The organism is Pseudomonas sp. TUM25319 (assembly GCF_056388475.1).
On record NZ_CM150751.1, the window covers coordinates 5,927,285 to 5,948,235 of the forward strand.

Consider the following 20,951-nt stretch of genomic DNA (forward strand, 5'->3'; position numbering starts at 1 on the left):
CGCGGTTACCCATCGGATCCAACAGGAAAACATCACCATGAATACCGCCGTGAACGTCAATGTCGTGCATGAGTCCGAAACCCAGCGCCAGCACGCCCGTGTGCGCATTCCCGCGAAACTGCGTTATCTGGGAAGCAACCGCGAAGCCCTGGACGTCAAGGTCGACGACCTCTCCGCCGGAGGCCTGAGCTTCCACGCCAAACAGCCGCTGAGTGTCGGCGAAGTGATGCGTGGCCGCCTGCAATTCACGGTGGACAACCTGGGCCTGTCGATGGACGTGGAATTCCAGGTGCGCTCGTTCAACCCGGCCAGCGGCCGCGCCGGCGTGCAGTTCCAGAACCTCGAGCAGCGCGATATCGCCACCCTGCGCCACCTGATCACCTCGCACCTGTCCGGCGAGCTCATCAGCATCGGCGACGTGCTCAGCACCCTGCAGCGCGACAACTTCACCAAGGCGCGCAAGCAGAAAGACGGCGGCGGTGGCCTCAGCCCGCTGGGCCGGCTGCGGGCAGTGACCTTCAGCCTCGGCGTGTTCGTGGTGGGCGTGGCGGCGTTCGGCTTCGTTGCCAAGTCGATCTACGGCCTGTACTTCGTCAGCCATGCCGAAGCCGGTGTGGTCAGCGTACCCGCCACCCAGGTCACCATGCCCCGCGACGGCACCGTGCAAGCGCTGGTGGAGAACGGCAGCGAAGTGGTCAAGGGCGCACCACTGGCCTCGTTCAGCACCAGCATGCTCGATCTGCTCAAGGGCCATCTCGACGAGCAACAACTGGAGCCGGCCAAGGTCGAGGAACTGTTCGGCAAGCAGATGAGCGGCACCCTCACCAGCCCGTGCGACTGCGTGGTATCCCGCCAACTGGTGGACGACGGCCAGTACGCCGCCAAGGGTACGGTGATCTTCCAGTTGATCCCGCGCACCACCACTCCGACCGTCGATGCACGCTTCAGCTACCGCCAGTTCGACGACGTCAAGCCGGGCACCCGGGTCAGCTTCCAGGTCGCCGGCGAAGAGCAGACCCGCACCGGCCAGATCGTCACCAGCAGCAACCTGAGCCAGGACGACCTGTCCTCCGACATCCGCGTGCAGATCAAGCCTGATGCGCCGATCCCGGCCAACCTGGTCGGCCTGCCCGCCAGCGTCAACGCCAAGCGCGGTCCGTCGCTGGACTGGCTGATCGACAGCGCCATGGCACATGGTCTCTGAAGAGGGTCTCCAATGAACCATTACTCCATGGGGTCCCTCATCGCTGGCAAGCCAGCTCCCACAAGTCCGGTGCATGCAGTCCCTGTGGGAGCTGGCTCGCCAGCGATGAGGCCCTCTGCAGCACCACTGACGTGTGCCCTGGCCCTGGCCATCAGCCTCACCGGCTGCGCCGGCCTGCCCGACCAGCGCCTGGCCAACGAAGCCCTGAAGAACGGCGATACCGCCACCGCCGAGCGCAACTACCGGCAACTGGCCGACCTCGGCTACAGCGAAGCGCAAGTGGGACTCGCCGATATCCAGGTGGAAACCGGTGACCCGGCCAAACTCAAGGCCGCCGAAGCCACCTACCGCGCCGCCGCCGAAACCTCGTCCCGCGCCCAGGCGCGTCTCGGTCGCCTGCTGGCAGCCAAGCCCGAGGCCAGCGATGCCGAGCGCCAGGAAGCCGAGACCCTGCTGAAGAAAGCCTTTGCCAACGGCGAGGGCAACACCCTGATCCCGCTGGCGATGCTCTACCTGCAGTACCCGCAGAGCTTCCCCAAGGTCAACGCGCAGAACCAGATCGACCAGTGGCGCGCCGCCGGCTACCCGGAAGCAGGCCTGGCCCAGGTGCTGCTGTACCGCACCCAGAACACCTACGACCAGCACCTGGACGAGGTGGAAAGCATCTGCAAGGCCGCCCTCGCCAGCACCGACATTTGCTACGTCGAACTGGCCACCGTCTACCAGAAACGCGCCCAGCCCGAGCAACAGGCGGCGCTGCTGGAACAGCTCAAGAGCGCCTACCAGCGTGGCGCGGTCCCGGCCAGCCGGGTCGACAGCGTGGCCCGCGTGCTGGCCGACCGCAACCTCGGCCAGACCGACGAAAAGACCGCCCAGGCCCTGCTCGAAGACATCGCCCCGCAGAACCCCGCGTCCTGGGTCAGCCTGGCGCAACTGCTCTACGACTTCCCGGAGCTCGGCGACAGCGACCAGTTGATGGGCTACATCGACAAAGGCCGCGCCGCCGAACAGCCCCGTGCCGAGCTGCTGCTGGGCCGGCTGTACTACGAGGGCAAGTCGATCCCGGCCGACGCGAAGAAAGCCGAGACCCACCTACTGGCCGCTGGCGAAGCCGGCGAGATCAGCGCCCATTACTACCTCGGCCAGCTCTATCGCCGTGGCTACCTGGGCGACGTCGAACCGCAGAGGGCAGTCGATCACCTGCTCAAGGCCGCACGCGGCGGCCAGCTCAGCGCCGACTACGCCCTGGCCCAACTGTTCAGCGAAGGCCACGGCATCCGCCAGGATCCGGTCAACGCCTGGGTCTTCGCGCAACTGGCGCAAGCCAACCCGAGCGAACAGTCGGCGGCCCTGGCCGGCGACCTCGACGGCCAGCTCAACCCGCAACAGAAAGCCGCTGCCCAGCGCCTGCTGGAGCAGGAACGCGCTGCCCGTGGCGCCATGGGGCCGGGCCCCGGCGCCCTGGCCCTGCAGGCCGTGCAAGCCCCCGAAGAAGAACAAGGTGAGGATTCCCTATGACGCTCAATCCGTGGATGAAAGCCGGCCTGGGCCTCAGCTTCGCGCTGTTCTGGACCTGCCCGACCCTGGCCGCCGAAACCGCCGAAAAGAACTTCGGCCTGGAAGTGAAGATCACCGGCCAGTCCGAAGACGACCGCGACCTCGGCACCCGCGCCGGCGGCGACGTCAACGGCCTCGGTCTCGACCTGCGCCCCTGGGTGTTCTTCGAGCGCGGTGACTGGAGCGCCTACGCCATGGGCCAGGCGGTCGCCGCCACCGACATCATCGAGACCGACACCACCCGCCAGTCCGCCGACGGCAGCGAAGTCAGCGACACCAACAGCAGCAACGATGACCGCGAAGCCAAGAAAAACTACCTGGCGATGCGCGAATTCTGGGTCGGCTACAGCGGCTTCACCGCCTACCCCGGCGAGCAACTGCGCTTCGGCCGCCAGCGCCTGCGCAACGACGACGGCATGTGGCGCGACACCAACATCGAAGCGCTGAACTGGACCTTCGACACCACCCTGCTGCGGGCCAACCTCGGCGTTGCCGAGCGCTTCAGCGAATACCGCACCGACCTCACCGAGCTGGCCGCCGAAGACAAGGACCGCCTGCACGTCTACGGCGACGTCGCGGCGCAATGGACACCCGGCCACTGGGTCGGCCTGCGCGCCCACCACACCCACGACGACGGCAAGCTGAAGAACCCCGGCGAAACCCTCGACGCCCTCGACAAGACCCGCACCGGCGACCTCACCTGGCTGGGCCTTGAAGCCAACAGCGACGCCTACAACTGGCGCAACCAGAACACCCTCAACTACTGGGGCAGCGTCACCTGGCTGACGGGCGACCGTGACACCCTCAGCAGCAGCACGGTGGGCAACGACCAGGTCGCCACCGGCAAGCAGAGCGGCGACGTCAACGCCTGGGCCACCGACCTCGGCATCCGCCTGCGCCTGGACCCCAACTGGCAAGTGGGCGCCGCCTACGCCCGTGGCAGCGGCGGTGGCGGCAGCGACGGCTCGAACAACTACGAGCAGACCGGCCTTGAGTCCAACCGCTCCAACTGGACCGGCACCCGCTCGCGCGTGCATCGCTTCGGCGAAGCCTTCCGCGGCGAGCTGGGCAACCTGCAGGCGGCGACCCTGTTCACCTCCTGGCAACTGCGCGACGACTACGACGCCAGCCTGATCTACCACAAGTTCTGGCGCGTCGATGGCGACCAGAACCTGGGCGGCAGCGGCATCAACGCGGTGGTCGACGACGGCGGCATCAACCGTCCGCTGATCCAGGGCGAGAAGGATGTCGGGCAGGAAATGGACCTGGTGGTCACCAAGTACTTCAAGCAGGGCCTGCTGCCGGCGGCGCTGAGCAAGTCGATCGACGAACCCTCGGCGCTGGTGCGTTTTCGCGGTGGCGTGTTCAAGCCCGGCGACGCCTACGGCAAAGAGGCCGACTCGTACATGCATCGCGCCTTCGTCGACGTGGTCTGGCGCTTCTGATGCACGGAGAGCACTGACATGAACCTTCACCCGAACAGGCTCCACGTCCTGCTGGCCGGCACCCTGCTGCTGGCCGCCGGCATCGCCCAGGCCAATGGCCAGGCGGCCCCGGTGGCCAAGGAACTGCAACAGGCCAAGACCTACACCGTCAGCAGCGCGCCAGTGGAGCCGCTGCACCTGGACCCGCCCAAGCTTCCCGACCTCAGCGGCTACACCGCCGAGGCCGCACGCAACAAGATCGACCGCCGCCACAAGGGCAAGGTCTCGGTGCGCCGCATGCTGCAGGAGAACACCCTCAAGGAGTTCATCGGCGGCGACAACAAGGGCGCCGAATGGGTCGCCCGCCAGCGCGGGATTCCCCGGGCGATCTTCATCGACGGCGGCCACGTGGACTTCACGGAGCTGGCGAAGAAAGTACCGGACGACACCGTGCGCGAAGTCGCCCCCGGCGTGTTCCTGGCGCGGCTGCCCATCGTGGTCGGCCACGGCGCCACCCTGGAAATCGACGGCAAGGTCAAGGAACTGCGCCTGTCCCAGGAAGGCGGCTCGTTCCTGGTCAACGACGGCAAGCTGCTGGTCAGCGACACCCGGGTCATCGGCTGGCGCGAGGCGGACAACGGCCCGGCCACCTTCCGCAAGCCCGATGAGTTCCGGCCGTTCCTGCTGTCGTGGGGCGGCACCGAGACCTACATCGTCAACAGCACCATGGCCAGCTTCGGCTACGCCAAGAGCAAGTCCTACGGTGTGAGCATCTCGCAGTACACGCCGAACATGGCCAGGCAGATGGGCCGCGCCGAACCTACCGGCTGGATCGTCGGCTCGACCTTCAGCGACATGTGGTACGGCTTCTACTGCTACGAGACCAGCGACTTCGTGGTCAAGGACAGCACCTACCGCGACAACATCGTCTACGGCATCGACCCCCACGACCGCTCGCACCGCCTGATCATTGCCGGCAACACCGTGCACGGCACGAAGAAGAAGCACGGGATCATCATCTCCCGCGAGGTCAACGACAGCTGGATCATCAACAACAAGAGTTTCGACAACAAACTCTCCGGCGTGGTGATCGATCGCAACAGCGTCAACAACCTGATCGCCTACAACGAGATCTACCGCAACCACACCGACGGCATCACGCTGTACGAGAGCGGCGACAACCTGATCTGGGGCAACAAGCTGATCAGCAACCGCCGCCACGGCATCCGCGTGCGCAACAGCGTGAACATCCGCCTGTACGAAAACCTCGCCATGGCCAACGGCCTGGTGGGCGTGTACGGGCACATCAAGGACCTGTCCGACACCGACCGCGACATCGCCCTCGACCCCTTCGACACCAAGGTCTCGCTGATCCTGGTGGGTGGCGAGCTGGCGGCCAACGGCAGCGGCCCGCTGTCCATCGACTCGCCGCTGAGCGTCGAGCTCTACCGCGTGTCCATGCTGGCCCCGAGCAAGGCCAGCGGCATCAGTTTTTCCGGTGTGCTGGGCGAGCGTCAGGACGAGATTCTCGACCTGATGGTGCGTCAGCAGAAAGCCGTACTGATCGACCCGGTCGAACGCCAGACCGAACTGCTGGATTGAGGAAGCCCGACATGACCCCACACGTACTGAAACTGCTCGGCCTGAGCGCCGCCCTGCTGGCCATCAGCAACGGCGTGCGCGCCGACGAGGTCAAGGCGCCGAGCTTCAGCGCCGAGCCCTGCTGCCAGCTGTGCCCCGAAGCCCACGACGCCAGCCGCTACACCACGCGCTACCAGCAGAACTTCACCACCCTGGTGCAGGCCAAGGGCGACTGGCTGTTCCGTACCCGCGAAGACCTGCGCACCGAGTTCGACACCACACCGGCCGGCTACAAGCGCCTGCGCCAGTTGCACGACGCCTTCAAGGCCCGTGGCGTCGAGCTGGTGGTGGTCTACCAGCCGACCCGCGGCCTGGTGAACCGCAACATGCTCGAACCCGCCGAGAAAGCCGCCTTCGACTACCAGAAAGCTCTGCGCAACTACCAGGCCATGCTCCAGCGCTTCAGTGACATGGGCTACAACGTTCCCGACCTGTCGCCGCTGACCAACGAGCAACTGGCCGCCGCCGACCAGGGCAAGGATTTCTACTTCCGCGGCGACCAGCACTGGACGCCCTACGGCGCCGAGCGCGCAGCCAAGATCGTTGCCGAGACGGTGCACAACATGCCGGCCTTCGAAGGCGTGCCACGCAAGGAATTCGAGACGCAGAAATCCGGGCGCATGGGCAAGACCGGCACCCTGCACAACGTCGCCGGCCAGCTGTGCGGCACCAGCTATGCGGTGCAGTACATGGACCAGTTCGCCACCCAGCCCAAGGGCGAGAGCGGCGGAGACGACCTGTTCGGCGATTCCGGCAACGCGCAGATCACCCTGGTCGGCACCAGCCACAGCGGCAAGAACTACAACTTCTCCGGCTTCCTGGAGCAGTACATCGGCGCCGACGTACTCAACGTCGCCTTCCCCGGCGGCGGCCTCGAGGGCTCGATGATCCAGTACCTGGGCAGTGAGGAGTTCCAGAAGAACCCGCCGAAGATCCTGATCTGGGAATTCTCGCCGCTGTACCCGCTGAACCAGGAAAGCATCTGGCGGCAGATGCTCGCCCTGCTCGACAACGGCTGCGAGGGCAAGCCGGCACAGATGAGCGCCAGCGCCACCCTCAAGCCCGGCAAGAACGAGCTGATGGTCAACGGTCGCAATGGCGTGATCAAGGACCTGACCAACCGCAACCACCAGCTCGACATCCGCTTCGAGGACACCTCGGTCAAGACCCTCCAGGCCACCCTCTGGTACCTCAACGGACGCCACGAAGACCTGAAGATCGACAAGCCGACCACCTCCGACACCGATGGCCGCTTCGTCTTTCAGTTGCGCGAAGACGAGGACTGGGCCGGGCAGACCGTGCTGGCGGTGGAACTCCAGGGCCCGGAACAAGGCAGCCAGAAAGTCCAGGCCAGCCTGTGCAAACGCGGCAACTTCGCCGCGACCGGCCAGCAAACCGCCCAGGCGGGACTGTGAGGACAGCATGAACAGACTCAGCATGATCACCAGCGCGCTCCTGCTCGGGCTCTGCGGCCAGGCCATGGCCGCCGGTCTGGTGCCGCCGGCCGGCTATGGCGCGGGTATCGAAAAGCTCAAGAGCGGCGACGGCGACTTCACGTGCGACGCCGTGCCCGTGCCCTATACCGGCAAGCTGCAATTTCGCAGCAAGTACGAAGGCTCGGACTCGGCGCGCTCGACCTTCAACGCCAGCGCCGACAAAGCCTTCCGGGACTCCACCGCGAGCATCACCACCCTTGAGCGCGGCGTCAGCCAGCAGGTGACCCGCTACCTGCGCGACGGTCGCCCGCGCCAGCTGGACTGCGCGCTGTCCTGGCTGACCACCTGGGCGCGGGCCGATGCGCTGCTGTCGAAGGACTTCAACCACACCGGCAAGTCCATGCGCAAATGGGCGCTGGGCAGCCTCAGTTCGGCCTGGCTGCAACTGAAGTTCTCCAACGCGCGGCCGCTGGCGGCGCACCAGGCCGAAGCCGAGGAAATCGAGAAATGGTTCGGTCGCCTGGCCGACCAGGTGGTCAGAGACTGGAGCAACCTGCCGCTGGCCAAGATCAACAACCACAGCTACTGGGCGGCCTGGTCGGTGATGTCCACTGCCGTGGTCACCGACCGCCGCGACCTGTTCGACTGGGCCGTGAAGGAATACCGCATCGGCGCCAACCAGGTCGACGAGCAGGGCTATCTGCCCAACGAACTCAAGCGCAAGCAACGCGCCCTCGCCTACCACAACTATGCCCTGCCGCCGCTGGCGATGATCGCCAGCTTCGCCCAGGCCAACGGCGTGGACCTGCGTGGCGAGAACGACCAGGCACTCAAGCGTCTGGGCGAGCGGGTGCTGACAGGCTCGAAGGACCCGCGGGCGTTCGAGCGCAAGACCGGCGAAGACCAGGACATGGACGACCTGCGGGTCAAGACCAAGTACGTGTGGCTGGAGCCGTGGTGCAGCCTCTACGCCTGCAGCGCCGAGGTGCAGAAGCGCCGCCACGACATGCAACCGTTCAACAGCTTCCGCCTCGGTGGGGATGTGACGCGGGTGTATGACCCGGGGGCCGAGCGCAAATAACGGCCCGGACACAATACCTGTGGGAGCTGGCCTTGCCAGCGATGAGGCCCGAGCGGCCCGCACTGCTGAACCTGCTGGCCCTATCGCTGGCAAGGCCAGCTCCCACAGGGACAGCACTGATCTTGAGATATCGGTTTCCCCCAGCCAAACGGCCGGGGGGTTTGGGGGGCGCTGTTGCCCCGGATGCTTGAACAACAAGGAGAACCGGGATGGTCTTTTCGTCCAACGTGTTCCTGTTCCTGTTTTTGCCGACCTTCCTCGGCCTGTACTACCTGAGCGGGCAACGCTATCGCAACCTGCTGCTACTGCTGGCCAGCTACCTGTTCTACGCCTGGTGGCGGGTGGACTTCCTCGCCCTGTTCGCCGGCGTCACCCTGTGGAACTACTGGATCGGCCTGAAAGTCGGCGCCGCCGGCGTGCGCACCAAGCCCGCCCAGCGCTGGCTGCTGCTCGGCGTGGCGGTGGACCTGTGCATCCTCGGTTACTTCAAGTACGCCAACTTCGGCGTCGACAGCATCAACGCGATCATGACCTCGTTCGGCCTGGAGCCGTTCATCCTCACCCATGTGCTGCTGCCGATCGGGATCTCGTTCTACATCTTCGAGTCCATCAGCTACATCATCGACGTGTACCGCGGCGACACCCCGGCCACCCGCAACCTGATCGATTTCGCCGCCTTCGTCGCGATCTTCCCGCACCTGATCGCCGGCCCCGTGCTGCGCTTCAAGGACCTGGCCGACCAGTTCAACCACCGCACCCACACCGTCGACAAGTTCGCCGAAGGCTGCACCCGCTTCATGCAGGGCTTCATCAAGAAGGTGTTCATCGCCGACACCCTGGCGGTGGTGGCCGACCACTGCTTCGCCCTGGAAAACCCCACCACGGGCGACGCCTGGCTCGGCGCCCTGGCCTACACCGCGCAGCTGTACTTCGACTTCTCCGGCTACAGCGACATGGCCATCGGCCTGGGCCTGATGATGGGCTTCCGCTTCATGGAGAACTTCAAGCAGCCGTACATCAGCCAGTCGATCACCGAGTTCTGGCGGCGCTGGCACATCAGCCTGTCCACCTGGCTGCGCGACTACCTGTACATCACCCTCGGCGGCAACCGCGGCGGCACCTTCGCCACCTACCGCAACCTGTTCCTGACCATGCTGCTGGGCGGCCTGTGGCACGGCGCCAACTTCACCTACATCCTCTGGGGCGCCTGGCACGGCATGTGGCTGGCGATCGAACGGGCGCTGGGCATCGACACCAACCCGCAACGCTTCAACCCGGTCAAATGGGCCTTCACCTTCCTGCTGGTGGTGATCGGCTGGGTGATCTTCCGCGCCGAAAACCTGCACGTGGCCGGCCGCATGTACGCCGCCATGTTCAGCCTCGGTGACTGGAACCTCTCCGAGCTCAACCGCGCCAGCCTCACCGGCCTGCAAGTGGCGACCCTGGTACTGGCCTACCTCACCCTGGCCTGGTTCGGCCTGCGCGACTTCTACCGCAACGCCAAGCCCACCGCCAAGGCCAGCCCCGTGGTGGTCCACCACGACGGCAGCGTCGGCCTGGACCTGCGCCTGCAGGCCACCCGCGTGCTGGTGCTGCTGCTGTTCGTGGCCTCGATCCTCAAGCTCTCGGCACAGAGCTACTCGCCCTTCCTCTACTTCCAGTTCTGAGCGAGCCGACCATGACCCGATCATTACGCATCCTCTACTCCCTGCTGTTCCTCGCGCTATTGCTGGCGCTGGGCCTGTGGTCCCTCGGCGGGCTCGGCGGCTTCCAGCGCACGGCGCAGATGAGCCTGCTCGACGGCAAGCTGGCCAAGGCCGCCGAAACCCACTACGACGAGCAGTTCCCGCTCAAGCGCATCGGCACCAACCTGTGGGCGGCGCTGGACTTCAAGCTGTTCAACGAAGGCCGTCCCGGCGTGGTCCTGGGCCGCGAGCAGTGGCTGTTCAGCGACGAGGAATTCAAGCCTTCGGCCAGGGCCGAACAGACCCAGGCCGAGAACCTCGCCCTGCTCCGGGGCGTGCGCGACACCCTGCGCCAGCACGGTGTCGAGCTGGTACTGGCGATCATCCCGGCCAAGGCGCGGGTCTACCCCGAGTACATCGGCGAGCAGGCTCCGGCCAGCCTGCACGATGACCTCTACAACGCCTTCCACGCCCAGGCCCGCCAGGCCAACATCTTCGCCCCCGACCTGTTCGGCCCGCTGCAGGCGGCCAAGGCCCGCGGCCAGGTGTTCCTGCGCACCGACAGCCACTGGACGCCGATGGGCGCCGAAGTCGCCGCCCAGCAACTGGCCGAGGCCGTGGCCCGGCAGACCCTGCTCAACGGCGAACCCCAGACCTTCGTCACCGAGAATGAACAGCAAGCGCCGTACAAGGGCGACCTGACCAACTTCCTGCCGCTCGACCCGCTGTTCAGCGACCTGCTGCCCAAGCCGGACCTGCTGCAGAAACGCAGCACCCGCGCAGCCGACACCGGCAGCGAAGGCGACGACGCGCTGTTCGCCGACAAGCAGATCCCCGTGGCGCTGGTGGGCACCAGCTACAGCGCCAACCCCAACTGGAACTTCCTCGGTGCCTTGCAGCAGGCCCTGCGCAGCGACGTCGCCAACTACGCCGAAGACGGCCACGGCCCGATCCTGCCGATGCTCAAGTACCTGCAAAGCGATGAATTCAAGAACGCCCCGCCACAACTGCTGGTGTGGGAATTCCCTGAGCGCTATCTGCCCATCAAAAACGACCTCAGCGCGTTCGATCCGGACTGGATCGCGCAACTGAAGCAAACCCGCAATGCCAATCAAGAGCTGGCCCTGTCGTCCCATCGGACGGAACACTGAAGAGGAAACGCACATGACCTTGCACACTTCCAAGCACCGTATCGCCAAGACCTTCGCCCTGGCCGCCGGCCTGACCCTGGCCTCGCTGCAGGCCTGGGCCGGCGCCGACGCCGCGCTCTACGGCCCGACCGCGCCCAAAGGCTCGACCTTCGTGCGCCTGTACAACGCCACCAACCAGCCGGTGGAAGCCACCGTCGGCAACACCCCGATCAACCAGGTCGGCGCCCTGGCCAGCAGCGACTTCAGCTTCATGCCCCAGGGTGACTACAGCGCCAAGGTGGGCAGCGCCACGCTGCCGGTGAAACTGGCCGCCGACCATTACTACACCCTGGTCAACCACGCCGGCGGCAAGCCGCAACTGGTGGAAGAACCGCCGTTTCGCAACAAGCAGAAATCCCTGGTGCGCGTACAGAACCTGAGCGACCAGTCCCTGACCCTGAAAACCGCCGACGGCAAGACCGAAGTGGTCAAGCCCGTGGCCGCCAACGGCCGTGGCGAACGCGAGATCAACCCGGTCAAGGTCAGCCTGGCGCTGTACGAAGGCGACAAGAAAGTCGGCGACCTCAAACCGGTCGCCCTCGAACGCGGCGAAGCGGCGGTGCTCTACGTCACCGGCTCCGGCAGCAACCTGTCGCCGGTCTGGGTCAAGCGCCCGGTTTCCACCCGTTGATCCCACTGCCCCCTATTGAACGATTCGGAGAACAACCATGATTCCAGTCATCCTGTCCGGCGGTAACGGTTCGCGTCTGTGGCCACTGTCGCGCAAGCAATTCCCCAAGCAATTCCTGGCCCTGACCGGTGAACACACACTGTTCCAGCAGACCCTGTCGCGCCTGGTGTTCGACGGCATGGACACCCCCATCGTGGTCTGCAACAAGGACCACCGTTTCATCGTCAACGAGCAGCTCGGCAACCTCAACCTGGAGACCCAGGCCATACTGATGGAGCCCTTTGGCCGCAACACCGCACCGGCGGTGGCCCTGAGCGCCATGAAACTGGTCAACGAAGGCCGCGACGAGCTGATGCTGGTGCTGCCGGCCGACCATGTGATCGACGACCAGAAGGCCCTGCAACGCGCCCTGGCCCTGGCCACCGTGGCCGCCGAGCGCGGCGAGATGGTGCTGTTCGGCATCCCCGCCACCAAACCGGAAACCGGCTACGGCTACATCCGCTCCAGCCAGGATGCACTGCTGCCCGAAGGCGTCAGCCGGGTCGCGCAGTTCGTGGAAAAACCCGATGAAAAACGCGCCCGCGAATTCGTCCAGGCCGGTGGTTACTTCTGGAACAGCGGCATGTTCCTGTTCCGCGCCAGCCGCTTCCTCGAAGAACTGAAAAAGCACGACCCGGACATCTACGACACCTGCCTGCTCACCCTGGAACGCAGCCAGGAAGACGGCGATGCCCTCACCATCGACGAAGCCACCTTCGCCTGCTGCCCGGACAACTCCATCGACTACGCGGTGATGGAAAAGACCCAGCGCGCCTGCGTGGTGCCACTGTCGGCGGGCTGGAGCGACGTAGGCTGCTGGTCGTCGTTGTGGGACGTGCACCCCAAGGACGACAACGGCAACGTCACCAAGGGCGACGTGGTGGTGCAGGACAGCCACAACTGCATGATCCACGGCAACGGCAAGCTGGTGTCGGTGATCGGCCTGGAGAACATCGTCGTGGTGGAAACCAAGGACGCCATGATGATCGCCCACAAGGACAAGGTTCAGGGCGTCAAGCAACTGGTCAACACCCTCGACGCCCAGGGCCGCAGCGAAACCCAGACCCACTGCGAGGTCTACCGACCGTGGGGTTCCTACGACTCGGTGGACATGGGCGGGCGTTTCCAGGTCAAGCACATCACCGTCAAGCCGGGCGCCAGCCTGTCGCTGCAGATGCACCACCACCGCGCCGAGCACTGGATCGTGGTGTCCGGCACCGCCGAAGTGACCTGTGACGAGAACGTGTTCCTGCTCACCGAGAACCAGTCCACCTACATCCCGATCGCCTCGATCCACCGCCTGCGCAACCCCGGCAAGATCCCGCTGGAAATCATCGAGGTGCAGTCGGGCAGCTACCTAGGCGAGGACGACATCGAGCGTTTCGAAGACATCTACGGCCGCTCGACGCCGATCGAACGCGGGGTGTCGATCAAGACGATCGCGCAGTAACACCCGATGCGACAGCCCGGCGCAGGCCGGGCTGTCGTCATGACTTGCGGGTGTAGTAGGCGATGAAATTGCTCACCGACCTGACCTCCCAGCCCTGCACCTTCACCAGAGACTCGCCTGCGCTGCTCACCACCCCGAGCATGCTCGAACCGCCGCCATCCAGGTTGTAGGCCAGCCCGCGCTGGCCATTGATGCGGTCCAGTCGCATCATCACGTTCGCCCACTCCGGCATCGTGTAGCCACTGCTGGTCGGACCCCGGTCATCTTTCCCGCCGACGTTCAGCCCCACGGCAAGCCGGACACGCCCGGCGCTGTCGCCAGCTTTCGGCAAAGCGATGGCAGAGCGAGGATTGGGATCTCCAGCATGCGCGAGCCAGCCCGCATGATTCTTTCGCAGGTCGAACTGAAACAGCGGGTTCTTCAAACGCCCTTTCGGGAACATATTGCTCCCGTCCAAGACCAGGCCGGGTGCCGTGTGAATGAAAGAGCCATCGTCCATCTTCAGCTTCTGGTAGGCCGGTTTGTAGTCGCCAGGCACTGGCAACGAAGCGCGCAGCTTGCCATCGATTTTGGTGTCGCCAATGGGCGCCTTTTTGAACACATCGAAATAGCCGCCATTGATGTAGGCGGTATGCGCCCGCTCGTGGGTTCGTGCGATTAGCGTGATGTTTGACGGGGTGTTGTTGTACAGCGCCGTGGTGTCGCTTTTCTGCGCCGCGATCTTGCCCTTGTACCCGGAGCCGATCGACAGGTACGAAAGCCGCCGCGTCGGTGTGTGGAGATTCTTCAGGTCGAAGCCCATCCGCTGGAACAGCTCGGTCGAGGCCCTGATCCTTACCAGAATGATGCCCGGTACGACCTGCCTGACCGATACCGGCGTCCCCAGCTCGCGAGCATTCTGAATGGCGAACGCCCAGCGCTCCCGTGCCCGGCGTGAGTCCCGGCCATCGGGATCGATGCGGGTCAGCGGGTTGTTCCTGACCATGCGGAACAGGTTCAGCCCCTCCACCGCACCCGCCGGGTCCGCATTCAACCAGCGCTGCAACCAGGGCACGTAGTACCGCGCACCGTAGTAATACAGGCCGGTCGCATCACGCTCCTTGCCGCAATAGCGAATGGTCTTGTAGCCCGCCTCGACGTCACCCTGCCCGGCCAACCAGGCCGTCTCGCCAAACGGGTAATACCGCTCGTGGCTGATCAACGCCGCGCTCGCGTCCAGCTCCAGCGCGCTCGACCCCAGGTGATCGGTCAGGCCGTAGCGGTGCTGGTCCTGAGGCATGTCGTCCGGCTGCCCGGCCAGCCAGTGCAGCACCCGCACACCGCAGGTGCCAGCCTGCACGGCGATGACCTGAAAGCGCTCGCCAGTCGCCGCCCTGTCGTGAACTTCCAGGCTCGGCAGGTAACGCACCTCGCGGTGCAGGCTGCGGCCCGCCATTTGCACCCTGGACCCTTTGCGCACGCGCTGGCCGGCGGCATCGTAGTGGTAGTGCTCGGTGTCGTTGGCGGCACCGTCGCGGGTCACCGGATGGACCTCGCTCAACTGGCTGCGCACATCCCAGTGAAGCCGGCGACCCGGCTGCAGCTCCAGCAGGTTGCCGTTGGCATCGAAGCGCTGGAGAAAGTCGTCGTCGCCGGGAGGCTGTCCATCGATCATCTCCAGGCAGCGATTGCTGTGGCGGGCCGCCGTCAGGATCCGCCCGTGGGCCTGCGCGCCGACATGGATCAGTTCCAGCAGATTGCCGCCAGCATCGTAGCGATAGGTCTGCCGGTAGTTGGAACGGGCCTGTGGATCGTTGAGTGAGCCAGGCCCTCGGCTCGCCGCACCCGCTTCCCAGCCGGTCGCTTCGATCAGCTGATACAGGCTGTCGTAGCGGTAGTCGCAACGCGGTTCGATACGCTGGTTGGCGAAATGGCGCACGGGCTGGACACGGTCTTCCTGCGAGGTGAGATTGCCTGCCGGATCGTAGCTGTAGCGGAGGTCCTGAAGCGTTTCCCCGGTGTCGCGACAGGCCACCAGGCTGAGCAACTGACCGTCTTGCGCGCGGTAGGTCAGTCGGGTGGTCACGCCGTTGCCAAGGCGTTCTTCGAGCACCTTCCCCGAGGCGCTGTAGCGGGCATCGTTGAGCACCGTTCGCAGCGCCTGCCCTGCCACCTGCAAGCCAACCTGCCGCAACTCGCCGCTGAGGTTGAACGTGAAGCGCTGGCAGTGGCCACCGGCATCGACCAGTTCCAGCGCTTCACCCAGCGGGCCATGGCGCCAATCGGTCGAAGCGCCTTCGCCCGGCTCCAGCAAGGCATCGCGGGCGTCCACATCCTCGGGCCAGTCCGGCCACTCGCTCGAGGCCAGAAAGCGCCGGCGCTCGCGGCTCGCCTCGCCCGTCAGCGAGAACGCCGCCCCCAGGTGTGTGCCTGCGGGATCGTCATGCCGCAGCAGGCGTCCACAGCGGTTGTAGGCGGCGTGTTCGGCGCTGCCGTCGGCATAGGTAAGGCGTTCGCTGCACAACAAGGGCTGGCCCGCCAGTTGCTCGAACACCGCCACCGGACGCTGCAGTTCGTCGTAGGCCAGTACCCGCTGGCTGCCCCGTCCGTCCCACTGCCGCACGACCTGCCCCGCCTCGTTCGAGAGACTACGGCCCATGCCATCGTCCACCCCGTCGCTGGCCAGCACCTGCCCCGACAGCGAGTGAACGGCGGTCAGGTTCGCCGGCGCCTGGGGCAGCGCCCACAGCCGCGGATCGCGCTGCTCGACCTGCCGGCCACGGGCGTCGAAGCGGGTGTGGTGAACCCGCAACGCAGCCACGGTGCCGGGCGTGTCGCGGTGGTAGTCCAGCGCCCGCACGGCCAGGCCGCGAGGATCGACGACGGTGAGATGAGGGGTCTGCGCGTGCATGGTTCAGGCCTCGGCAACGAACCCTCACTCTACTGCCGACGGCGGCGGCCGGCACCTGACAAAAATATCAGGCAACCGGGATTTTTCAGGCGAGTGGCGTCGCTTGAAACCAGCAAACCTCCCCTGATCTCCGACTTTCTTGTAGGCAATTTCCCAAGCATACTCCCCAGCCCTGCCAGCTTGTTGCGCTCTGTGGAATCGCTGCCTAGGCTCACCGCGTCGTTGCCAAATCAGCGACCGGATTAGCAGTCCGACTCCAATACGAGAACCCATCAGCAACCTGTCATGGCGGCTGTGCGTGTGGGCACCTTCGGGTGCGCCGGGTTTTCCCAATGTCTCGGTCTGCTAACCCGCGTACAGCCGCCACCCTATCGTTTAGCAGCGAGAGGTAGTGGCTCCATGCACTCATTGGGAGCTACACCATGAAAAAGCTGGTCCCCGATCCCCCCTCATCGCCTCCATCCGCCCCGGCGTCACCCATGACGAGGCCATCCACAAAGCGATGGAGTTCATCAACAGCGCCCACAACAAAGCCTGGCTCCTGCCCCGGCAACCCATCCCCGAACACCAGGAGTTGCTCACCGCGTCCATGGTCGAGATGGAAATCGTCCGGGCCTACCTGAAGATCGCCCTGGCGGCGTCCACCACGGCGATGCCGATCTGAGCCAGCGCCGCAGGGTCATAGCCCCTGCGGCGTTTTGTGGCGTGGCCGACGATGGCTCAACGCCGGTGATGGCGGACACCAGTGCAATCACCGTCAGCAAATCGCGTTACGCGATTCGACCGCCGCTGCACTCATCTGGCTCGCCTTGCAAACGCGATGAAGTTAGCTACCGGTTTGGCATCCGGCTCCAGATACCCGCCTCGCGTCAAAATAGAGCCAGACCGGCTAACCACACCCAGCAAGCTTGAAGAACCACCGTCGAGGTTCACCGACTGACCTGGTGTCGGGTTCAAGCGGTCCAGACGCGCCAAGACCTGCGCCCACTCTGGCAAGGTGTAGCCTCCTGTCCCCTCACCACGCCCGATCGCCGGCCCCACCACCAGCCGGGTTCTGTTGGCACCGCCCTGGGCCCCCGCCAGACTGATCGCGGAGCGGACATTGGGTTGATCTGCATGGCTCAGCCAGCCGGGATGGTTGGTCTCCCTGGAAAAACGAAAGCGTGATTCCTCAAGCCTGTCGGAGGTAAAGACCGCACGACCGGACGAGGCCAATAGGGGAGCAGAATGAATGTAAGACTGATCTGACATCGTCACGCTGGTGTACCAGTCGTCATAGGCACTTGGTATTGGCAACGCATGTCCAGGGCCACCATCAATCTGGCTGGCTCCAATTGCACTGGCTGATGGCACGCTGGAGGAAACCATATTCCGGAAGTTGAAGAAGCTGCCATTGACGAACGCGGTGAAGTCCGTATTGGAGGTTTTCGCCAGAGTTGTGAGCGCACCACCCGATAATGTAGCTATCGAGACCTCGGTTCGGCCTCTGTCATTCGCCGCGATTTTGCCTCGGTAACCTTGATCCAGCGAAAGATAAGTCAGCATCCGCTCGCCTGAGAAACGTGCCCCTAACTGGAAACCCGCCGCCTCGAACAACTCAGGGCCGCCTCTGAGCCGAACGCGGACGATGCCTGGAGCCACACTGGCAATGCTCTTGTTGTAGGAGCGCAGTAAGGTTTGCCAACGCTCCTGGGTTTTCCTTGTTTCCAGCCCATTGGGGTCGAAGTTCGATATGGGGCTATTTTTCACCATCCGAAAGAGATTCAGCCCATCCGCCGCCCCCGCCGGATCCGGGTTCAGCCAGCGCTGCAACCACGGCATGTAATAGCGAGCGCCGTAGTAGTACAGGCCGGTCATATCGCGCTCCTTGCCCGAGTAGCGGACGGTCTTGTAGCTCGCCTCGATGTCGCTGCGCGCTGCCCACCAGGCCGTACTGCCGAACGGATGAAACACTTCGTGGCTGATCAGCGACGCACTCTGGTCCAGCTCCAGCGCATGGGAACTCAGGTGATCGGTCAGGCTGTAACGCTGCTGGTCCTGTGCGACTTCATCAGGGCGGCCGGCCAGCCAGTGGAGCACCCGCACCGAGCAGGTGCCGGCTTGAACGGTAACGGCCTGCAGGTGTTCGCCACTCGCCTGGTTCTCATGCACTTCCAGGCCAGACAGGTAACGCACTTCGCTGAGCAGGCTGCGGCCTGCGGCTTGTGTCGAACGGCGCTTGCGCACCCGCTGCCCGGCGGCATCGTAGTGGTAGCGCTCGGTGTCGCTACTAGTGTCCTTACGGCTCACGGGCTGCACGTCGCTCAGCTGGTTGCGCACATCCCAATGCAAGCGACTTCCAGGTTGCAGGGCCAGCAGGTTGCCGTTGGCGTCGAAGCGCTCGAGGAAATCCTCGTCGCTGGGCGGACGACCGTTGATATACGCCAGGCAGCGGTTGCTGTGGCGGGCAGCGCCCAGGCGCCGGCTGTGGGACTGCGCGCCGACGTGGGTCAGGTCCAGCAGGTTGCCACCCGCGTCGTAGCGGTACGTCTGACGGTAGTTGGAGCGCGCTTGCGGGTCGTTCAATGTGCCCGGTCCTTTGCTCGCTGCGCCGGCCTCCCAGCCGGTCGCCTCGATCAGTTGGTACAGGCTGTCGTAACGGTACTCGCAGCGTGGCTCGATACGCTGGTTGGCGAAGTGGCGCAGCGGTTGGGCGCGGTCCTCCAGCGAGATGACATTGCCGGCGGGATCGTAGTCGTAATGGATGTCCTGGAGTATGTCGCCACTCTTGCGCCGGGCACTGAGGCTGAGCATGCGACCATCTTCACCGCGATAGGTGCGCCGGGTGGTAACACCGTTGCCGAGGGTTTCTTCCAGCACCTGCGCCATGGCGTTGTAGCGGGCGTCTTCCAGCAAGGTTTTCACCGGCTGACCGGCCAGCTGCAAGCGCACCTGATGCAGCTCGCCGCTCAGGTTGGAGTGAAACGACTGGCGATGGCCGCCAGCGTCGGTCTGCTCCAGCGCCTGGCCCAGAGGGCCGTGCTGCCAGAGTGTGGTCGCGCCCTCGCCGGGCTCCAGCAGGGCATCACGGGCGTCGCTGTCAACGGGCCAGTCCGGCCAGTCGGTTGCCTCCAGAAAACGCCGCCGCTGGATGCTAGCCTCGCCCTTCAGGGAGAACGCCGAGTGCTCCAGCGAACCGGCCGGATCGTCATGACGGATCAGCCGCCCGCAGCGATTATGCTGGCTGTGTCCGACGCTGCCATCGGCGTAGGCCAGACGTTCGCTGCACTGCTCCGTCTGCTGTTCCAGCTGCTCGAATATCGCCAGCGGGCGCAGCAGTTCGTCGTACTCGACCCTGCGCTGGCTGCCCCGGCCATCCCACTGCCGAATCATTTGCCGCGCTTCGCCGGGCAGGCGGCGCTGCCAGCCGTTATCCACCCCGTCGGTGCCCAGCACCTGGCCCGACAGCGTATGGACCGTGGCCAGGTTCGCCGGCGCCTGTGGCAACACCCACAGCCGCGGATCACGCTGCTCGACCTGGCGGCCAAGGGCGTCGAAGCGGGTGTGGTGAATCCGCAGTTCCGCAGGTGTACCAGGAACAACACGGCAGTAATTCACCGAACGTACGGCCAGGCCGCGGGGGTCGCTGACAGTCAGATGTGGGGTATGGGCATGCATGGCTCGGGCCTCGTAAACGGCCCCTCACTCTAAGGCCGGCGGCGGCGACCAGCACCTGACAGAAATGACAGGCCACCCACCTTGCCGCTAGGATCAAGGAACCCTTTCACACCGGTATCCGTCATGTTCATCGGCATTCTGCTCATCCTGACCTGGCTGGTCCTGCTGCTGCGTTATCCGGCCAAGGCATTGCCCATTTCCCTCGCGGCGTTGCTCGGCCTGTCCATGGTCGGTCTCTGGGTGGTCTGGCTGGACAATCGTGAGGCTCGCCAACTGGCGCGCCTGGAACTGCGCCTGGACTACGCGCCGCAGGAATGCCCCGGCGGCCGGCCGCTGCGGGTGCGGATGAACAACGGCAACGACGTGCCACTGCTGGAACTGCGCTGGCGCGTCGCCGCCTATGCCCCGGGCGACGCGGTCAATCTGGCCGAGAACACCTACACCGCGCCCCGCTATCGCGGCCCCGGCGAACTCCAGGCCGGCGCCAGCTGGAGCGACTGTCTGCCCTTGCCGCCGCTGCGTCCCGGCTACCGCCCGCAAACCCTGGAATTCCGCGCCGAACACCTGCAAGGCAGCTTCGCCAACTAGCATTTTTGTCAGTATCGCAAAATGCCAGTAGCGGATTTAATGGAGCCTCCATACGCCACACCGGCAGGAGGTGCCCATGAGTGTCTGCCACCTGGAAGCGCTCACCTCACTCACCGAGGTTCTGGAAAGCGACGAACGTGCACGGCCAGGGATCATCCTGATCGGTTCGTCCAGTTGCCCGCCGTACGTTGACCTGCAACCGAGGATCGAGGCCCTGGCCCAGGCCATGCCGCAGTTCGCCTTCTACGACTTCACGGTGGATCACGGTGAACGGCAGATCCGCAACCCCGAGCTGGCAGAAGTCATCGCGCAGTGGCAGATCAATCCTCTGCTCTCGCAAGTACTGCTGCCCAGCACCGGCAAGCCCCAGACCATCAGCACCGACAAGGTGGAGAGGATCAGGAAAGCGTTGCACCGGCTCTACTAGCCGAAGCACCGTCCCTGCCCCGGCAGAGGGACACATCCCGTATGATCGCTC

Annotated in this window: 15 protein-coding genes; 13 read left to right on the forward strand and 2 right to left on the reverse strand. The window is 65.0% G+C overall.

What is annotated here, in order from left to right; all coding sequences use genetic code 11:
* Window positions 1-37 precede the first annotated feature (37 nt).
* The 10 genes from AC05QJ_RS26760 to AC05QJ_RS26805 all read left to right on the forward strand — a co-directional run bounded on the left by AC05QJ_RS26760 (window position 38) and on the right by AC05QJ_RS26805 (window position 13,338).
* On the forward strand, window positions 38-1,204 hold the full coding sequence (locus tag AC05QJ_RS26760; protein WP_476744231.1) for a PilZ domain-containing protein: 1,167 nt from the start codon (window positions 38-40) through the stop codon (window positions 1,202-1,204).
* Window positions 1,205-1,309: 105 nt separating this feature from the next.
* On the forward strand, window positions 1,310-2,722 hold the full coding sequence (algK, locus tag AC05QJ_RS26765; RefSeq protein WP_476744232.1) for an alginate biosynthesis TPR repeat lipoprotein AlgK: 1,413 nt from the start codon (window positions 1,310-1,312) through the stop codon (window positions 2,720-2,722).
* On the forward strand, window positions 2,719-4,206 hold the full coding sequence (locus tag AC05QJ_RS26770) for an alginate export family protein (protein WP_476744233.1): 1,488 nt from the start codon (window positions 2,719-2,721) through the stop codon (window positions 4,204-4,206). Before algK ends, AC05QJ_RS26770 begins: the two co-directional genes overlap by 4 nt.
* A gap of 18 nt (window positions 4,207-4,224) precedes the next feature.
* Entirely contained in the window at window positions 4,225-5,787 is a 1,563-nt protein-coding gene (gene algG, locus AC05QJ_RS26775; protein WP_476744234.1) for a mannuronan 5-epimerase AlgG, read from the forward strand.
* Window positions 5,788-5,798: 11 nt separating this feature from the next.
* The gene (locus tag AC05QJ_RS26780) at window positions 5,799-7,241 is read left to right on the forward strand and encodes an alginate O-acetyltransferase (RefSeq protein ID WP_476744235.1); all 1,443 of its coding nucleotides are present in this window, start codon (window positions 5,799-5,801) and stop codon (window positions 7,239-7,241) included.
* 7 nt (window positions 7,242-7,248) lie between these two features.
* Window positions 7,249-8,343, forward strand: coding sequence for a mannuronate-specific alginate lyase (locus tag AC05QJ_RS26785; RefSeq protein WP_476744236.1), 1,095 nt, complete (start codon window positions 7,249-7,251; stop codon window positions 8,341-8,343).
* Between the two features lie 209 nt (window positions 8,344-8,552).
* On the forward strand, window positions 8,553-10,010 hold the full coding sequence (locus AC05QJ_RS26790) for an MBOAT family O-acyltransferase (RefSeq protein ID WP_476744237.1): 1,458 nt from the start codon (window positions 8,553-8,555) through the stop codon (window positions 10,008-10,010).
* A gap of 11 nt (window positions 10,011-10,021) precedes the next feature.
* On the forward strand, window positions 10,022-11,179 hold the full coding sequence (locus tag AC05QJ_RS26795) for an alginate O-acetyltransferase (protein ID WP_476744238.1): 1,158 nt from the start codon (window positions 10,022-10,024) through the stop codon (window positions 11,177-11,179).
* A gap of 13 nt (window positions 11,180-11,192) precedes the next feature.
* Complete coding sequence (locus AC05QJ_RS26800; RefSeq protein ID WP_476744239.1) at window positions 11,193-11,849, forward strand: alginate O-acetyltransferase AlgF; 657 nt, start codon at window positions 11,193-11,195, stop codon at window positions 11,847-11,849.
* Between the two features lie 37 nt (window positions 11,850-11,886).
* The gene (locus AC05QJ_RS26805; protein ID WP_476744240.1) at window positions 11,887-13,338 is read left to right on the forward strand and encodes a mannose-1-phosphate guanylyltransferase/mannose-6-phosphate isomerase; all 1,452 of its coding nucleotides are present in this window, start codon (window positions 11,887-11,889) and stop codon (window positions 13,336-13,338) included.
* Between the two features lie 37 nt (window positions 13,339-13,375).
* Here AC05QJ_RS26805 and AC05QJ_RS26810 read toward each other — a convergent pair whose 3' ends face one another.
* Complete coding sequence (locus AC05QJ_RS26810; protein ID WP_476744241.1) at window positions 13,376-16,228, reverse strand: RHS repeat-associated core domain-containing protein; 2,853 nt, start codon at window positions 16,226-16,228, stop codon at window positions 13,376-13,378.
* 502 nt (window positions 16,229-16,730) lie between these two features.
* Here AC05QJ_RS26810 and AC05QJ_RS26815 point away from each other — a divergent pair.
* Window positions 16,731-16,892, forward strand: coding sequence for a hypothetical protein (locus tag AC05QJ_RS26815; protein ID WP_476744242.1), 162 nt, complete (start codon window positions 16,731-16,733; stop codon window positions 16,890-16,892).
* A gap of 131 nt (window positions 16,893-17,023) precedes the next feature.
* On the opposite strand, the gene AC05QJ_RS26820 is transcribed toward AC05QJ_RS26815, so the two are convergent.
* A complete protein-coding gene (locus AC05QJ_RS26820; protein ID WP_476744243.1) occupies window positions 17,024-19,885 on the reverse strand; it encodes an RHS repeat-associated core domain-containing protein in 2,862 nt (953 codons plus the stop codon).
* A 123-nt stretch (window positions 19,886-20,008) separates the two neighbouring features.
* On the opposite strand from AC05QJ_RS26820, the gene AC05QJ_RS26825 reads away from it, so the two are divergent.
* Entirely contained in the window at window positions 20,009-20,473 is a 465-nt protein-coding gene (locus AC05QJ_RS26825) for a multidrug transporter (RefSeq protein ID WP_476744244.1), read from the forward strand.
* Window positions 20,474-20,549: 76 nt separating this feature from the next.
* Window positions 20,550-20,900, forward strand: a complete 351-nt coding sequence (locus AC05QJ_RS26830; RefSeq protein WP_476744245.1) for a thioredoxin domain-containing protein — start codon at window positions 20,550-20,552, stop codon at window positions 20,898-20,900.
* The last annotated feature ends 51 nt before the right edge of the window (window positions 20,901-20,951 follow it).

Bases quoted from the DNA above. Each gene is read 5' to 3' on its own strand.
- AC05QJ_RS26760 (WP_476744231.1), top strand. From the start codon at position 38: ATGAATACCGCCGTGAACGTCAATGTCGTGCATGAGTCCGAAACCCAG.
- algK (WP_476744232.1), top strand. From the start codon at position 1,310: ATGAGGCCCTCTGCAGCACCACTGACGTGTGCCCTGGCCCTGGCCATC.
- AC05QJ_RS26770 (WP_476744233.1), top strand. From the start codon at position 2,719: ATGACGCTCAATCCGTGGATGAAAGCCGGCCTGGGCCTCAGCTTCGCG.
- algG (WP_476744234.1), top strand. From the start codon at position 4,225: ATGAACCTTCACCCGAACAGGCTCCACGTCCTGCTGGCCGGCACCCTG.
- AC05QJ_RS26780 (WP_476744235.1), top strand. From the start codon at position 5,799: ATGACCCCACACGTACTGAAACTGCTCGGCCTGAGCGCCGCCCTGCTG.
- AC05QJ_RS26785 (WP_476744236.1), top strand. From the start codon at position 7,249: ATGAACAGACTCAGCATGATCACCAGCGCGCTCCTGCTCGGGCTCTGC.
- AC05QJ_RS26790 (WP_476744237.1), top strand. From the start codon at position 8,553: ATGGTCTTTTCGTCCAACGTGTTCCTGTTCCTGTTTTTGCCGACCTTC.
- AC05QJ_RS26795 (WP_476744238.1), top strand. From the start codon at position 10,022: ATGACCCGATCATTACGCATCCTCTACTCCCTGCTGTTCCTCGCGCTA.
- AC05QJ_RS26800 (WP_476744239.1), top strand. From the start codon at position 11,193: ATGACCTTGCACACTTCCAAGCACCGTATCGCCAAGACCTTCGCCCTG.
- AC05QJ_RS26805 (WP_476744240.1), top strand. From the start codon at position 11,887: ATGATTCCAGTCATCCTGTCCGGCGGTAACGGTTCGCGTCTGTGGCCA.
- AC05QJ_RS26810 (WP_476744241.1), bottom strand. From the start codon at position 16,228: ATGCACGCGCAGACCCCTCATCTCACCGTCGTCGATCCTCGCGGCCTG.
- AC05QJ_RS26815 (WP_476744242.1), top strand. From the start codon at position 16,731: ATGGAGTTCATCAACAGCGCCCACAACAAAGCCTGGCTCCTGCCCCGG.
- AC05QJ_RS26820 (WP_476744243.1), bottom strand. From the start codon at position 19,885: ATGCATGCCCATACCCCACATCTGACTGTCAGCGACCCCCGCGGCCTG.
- AC05QJ_RS26825 (WP_476744244.1), top strand. From the start codon at position 20,009: ATGTTCATCGGCATTCTGCTCATCCTGACCTGGCTGGTCCTGCTGCTG.
- AC05QJ_RS26830 (WP_476744245.1), top strand. From the start codon at position 20,550: ATGAGTGTCTGCCACCTGGAAGCGCTCACCTCACTCACCGAGGTTCTG.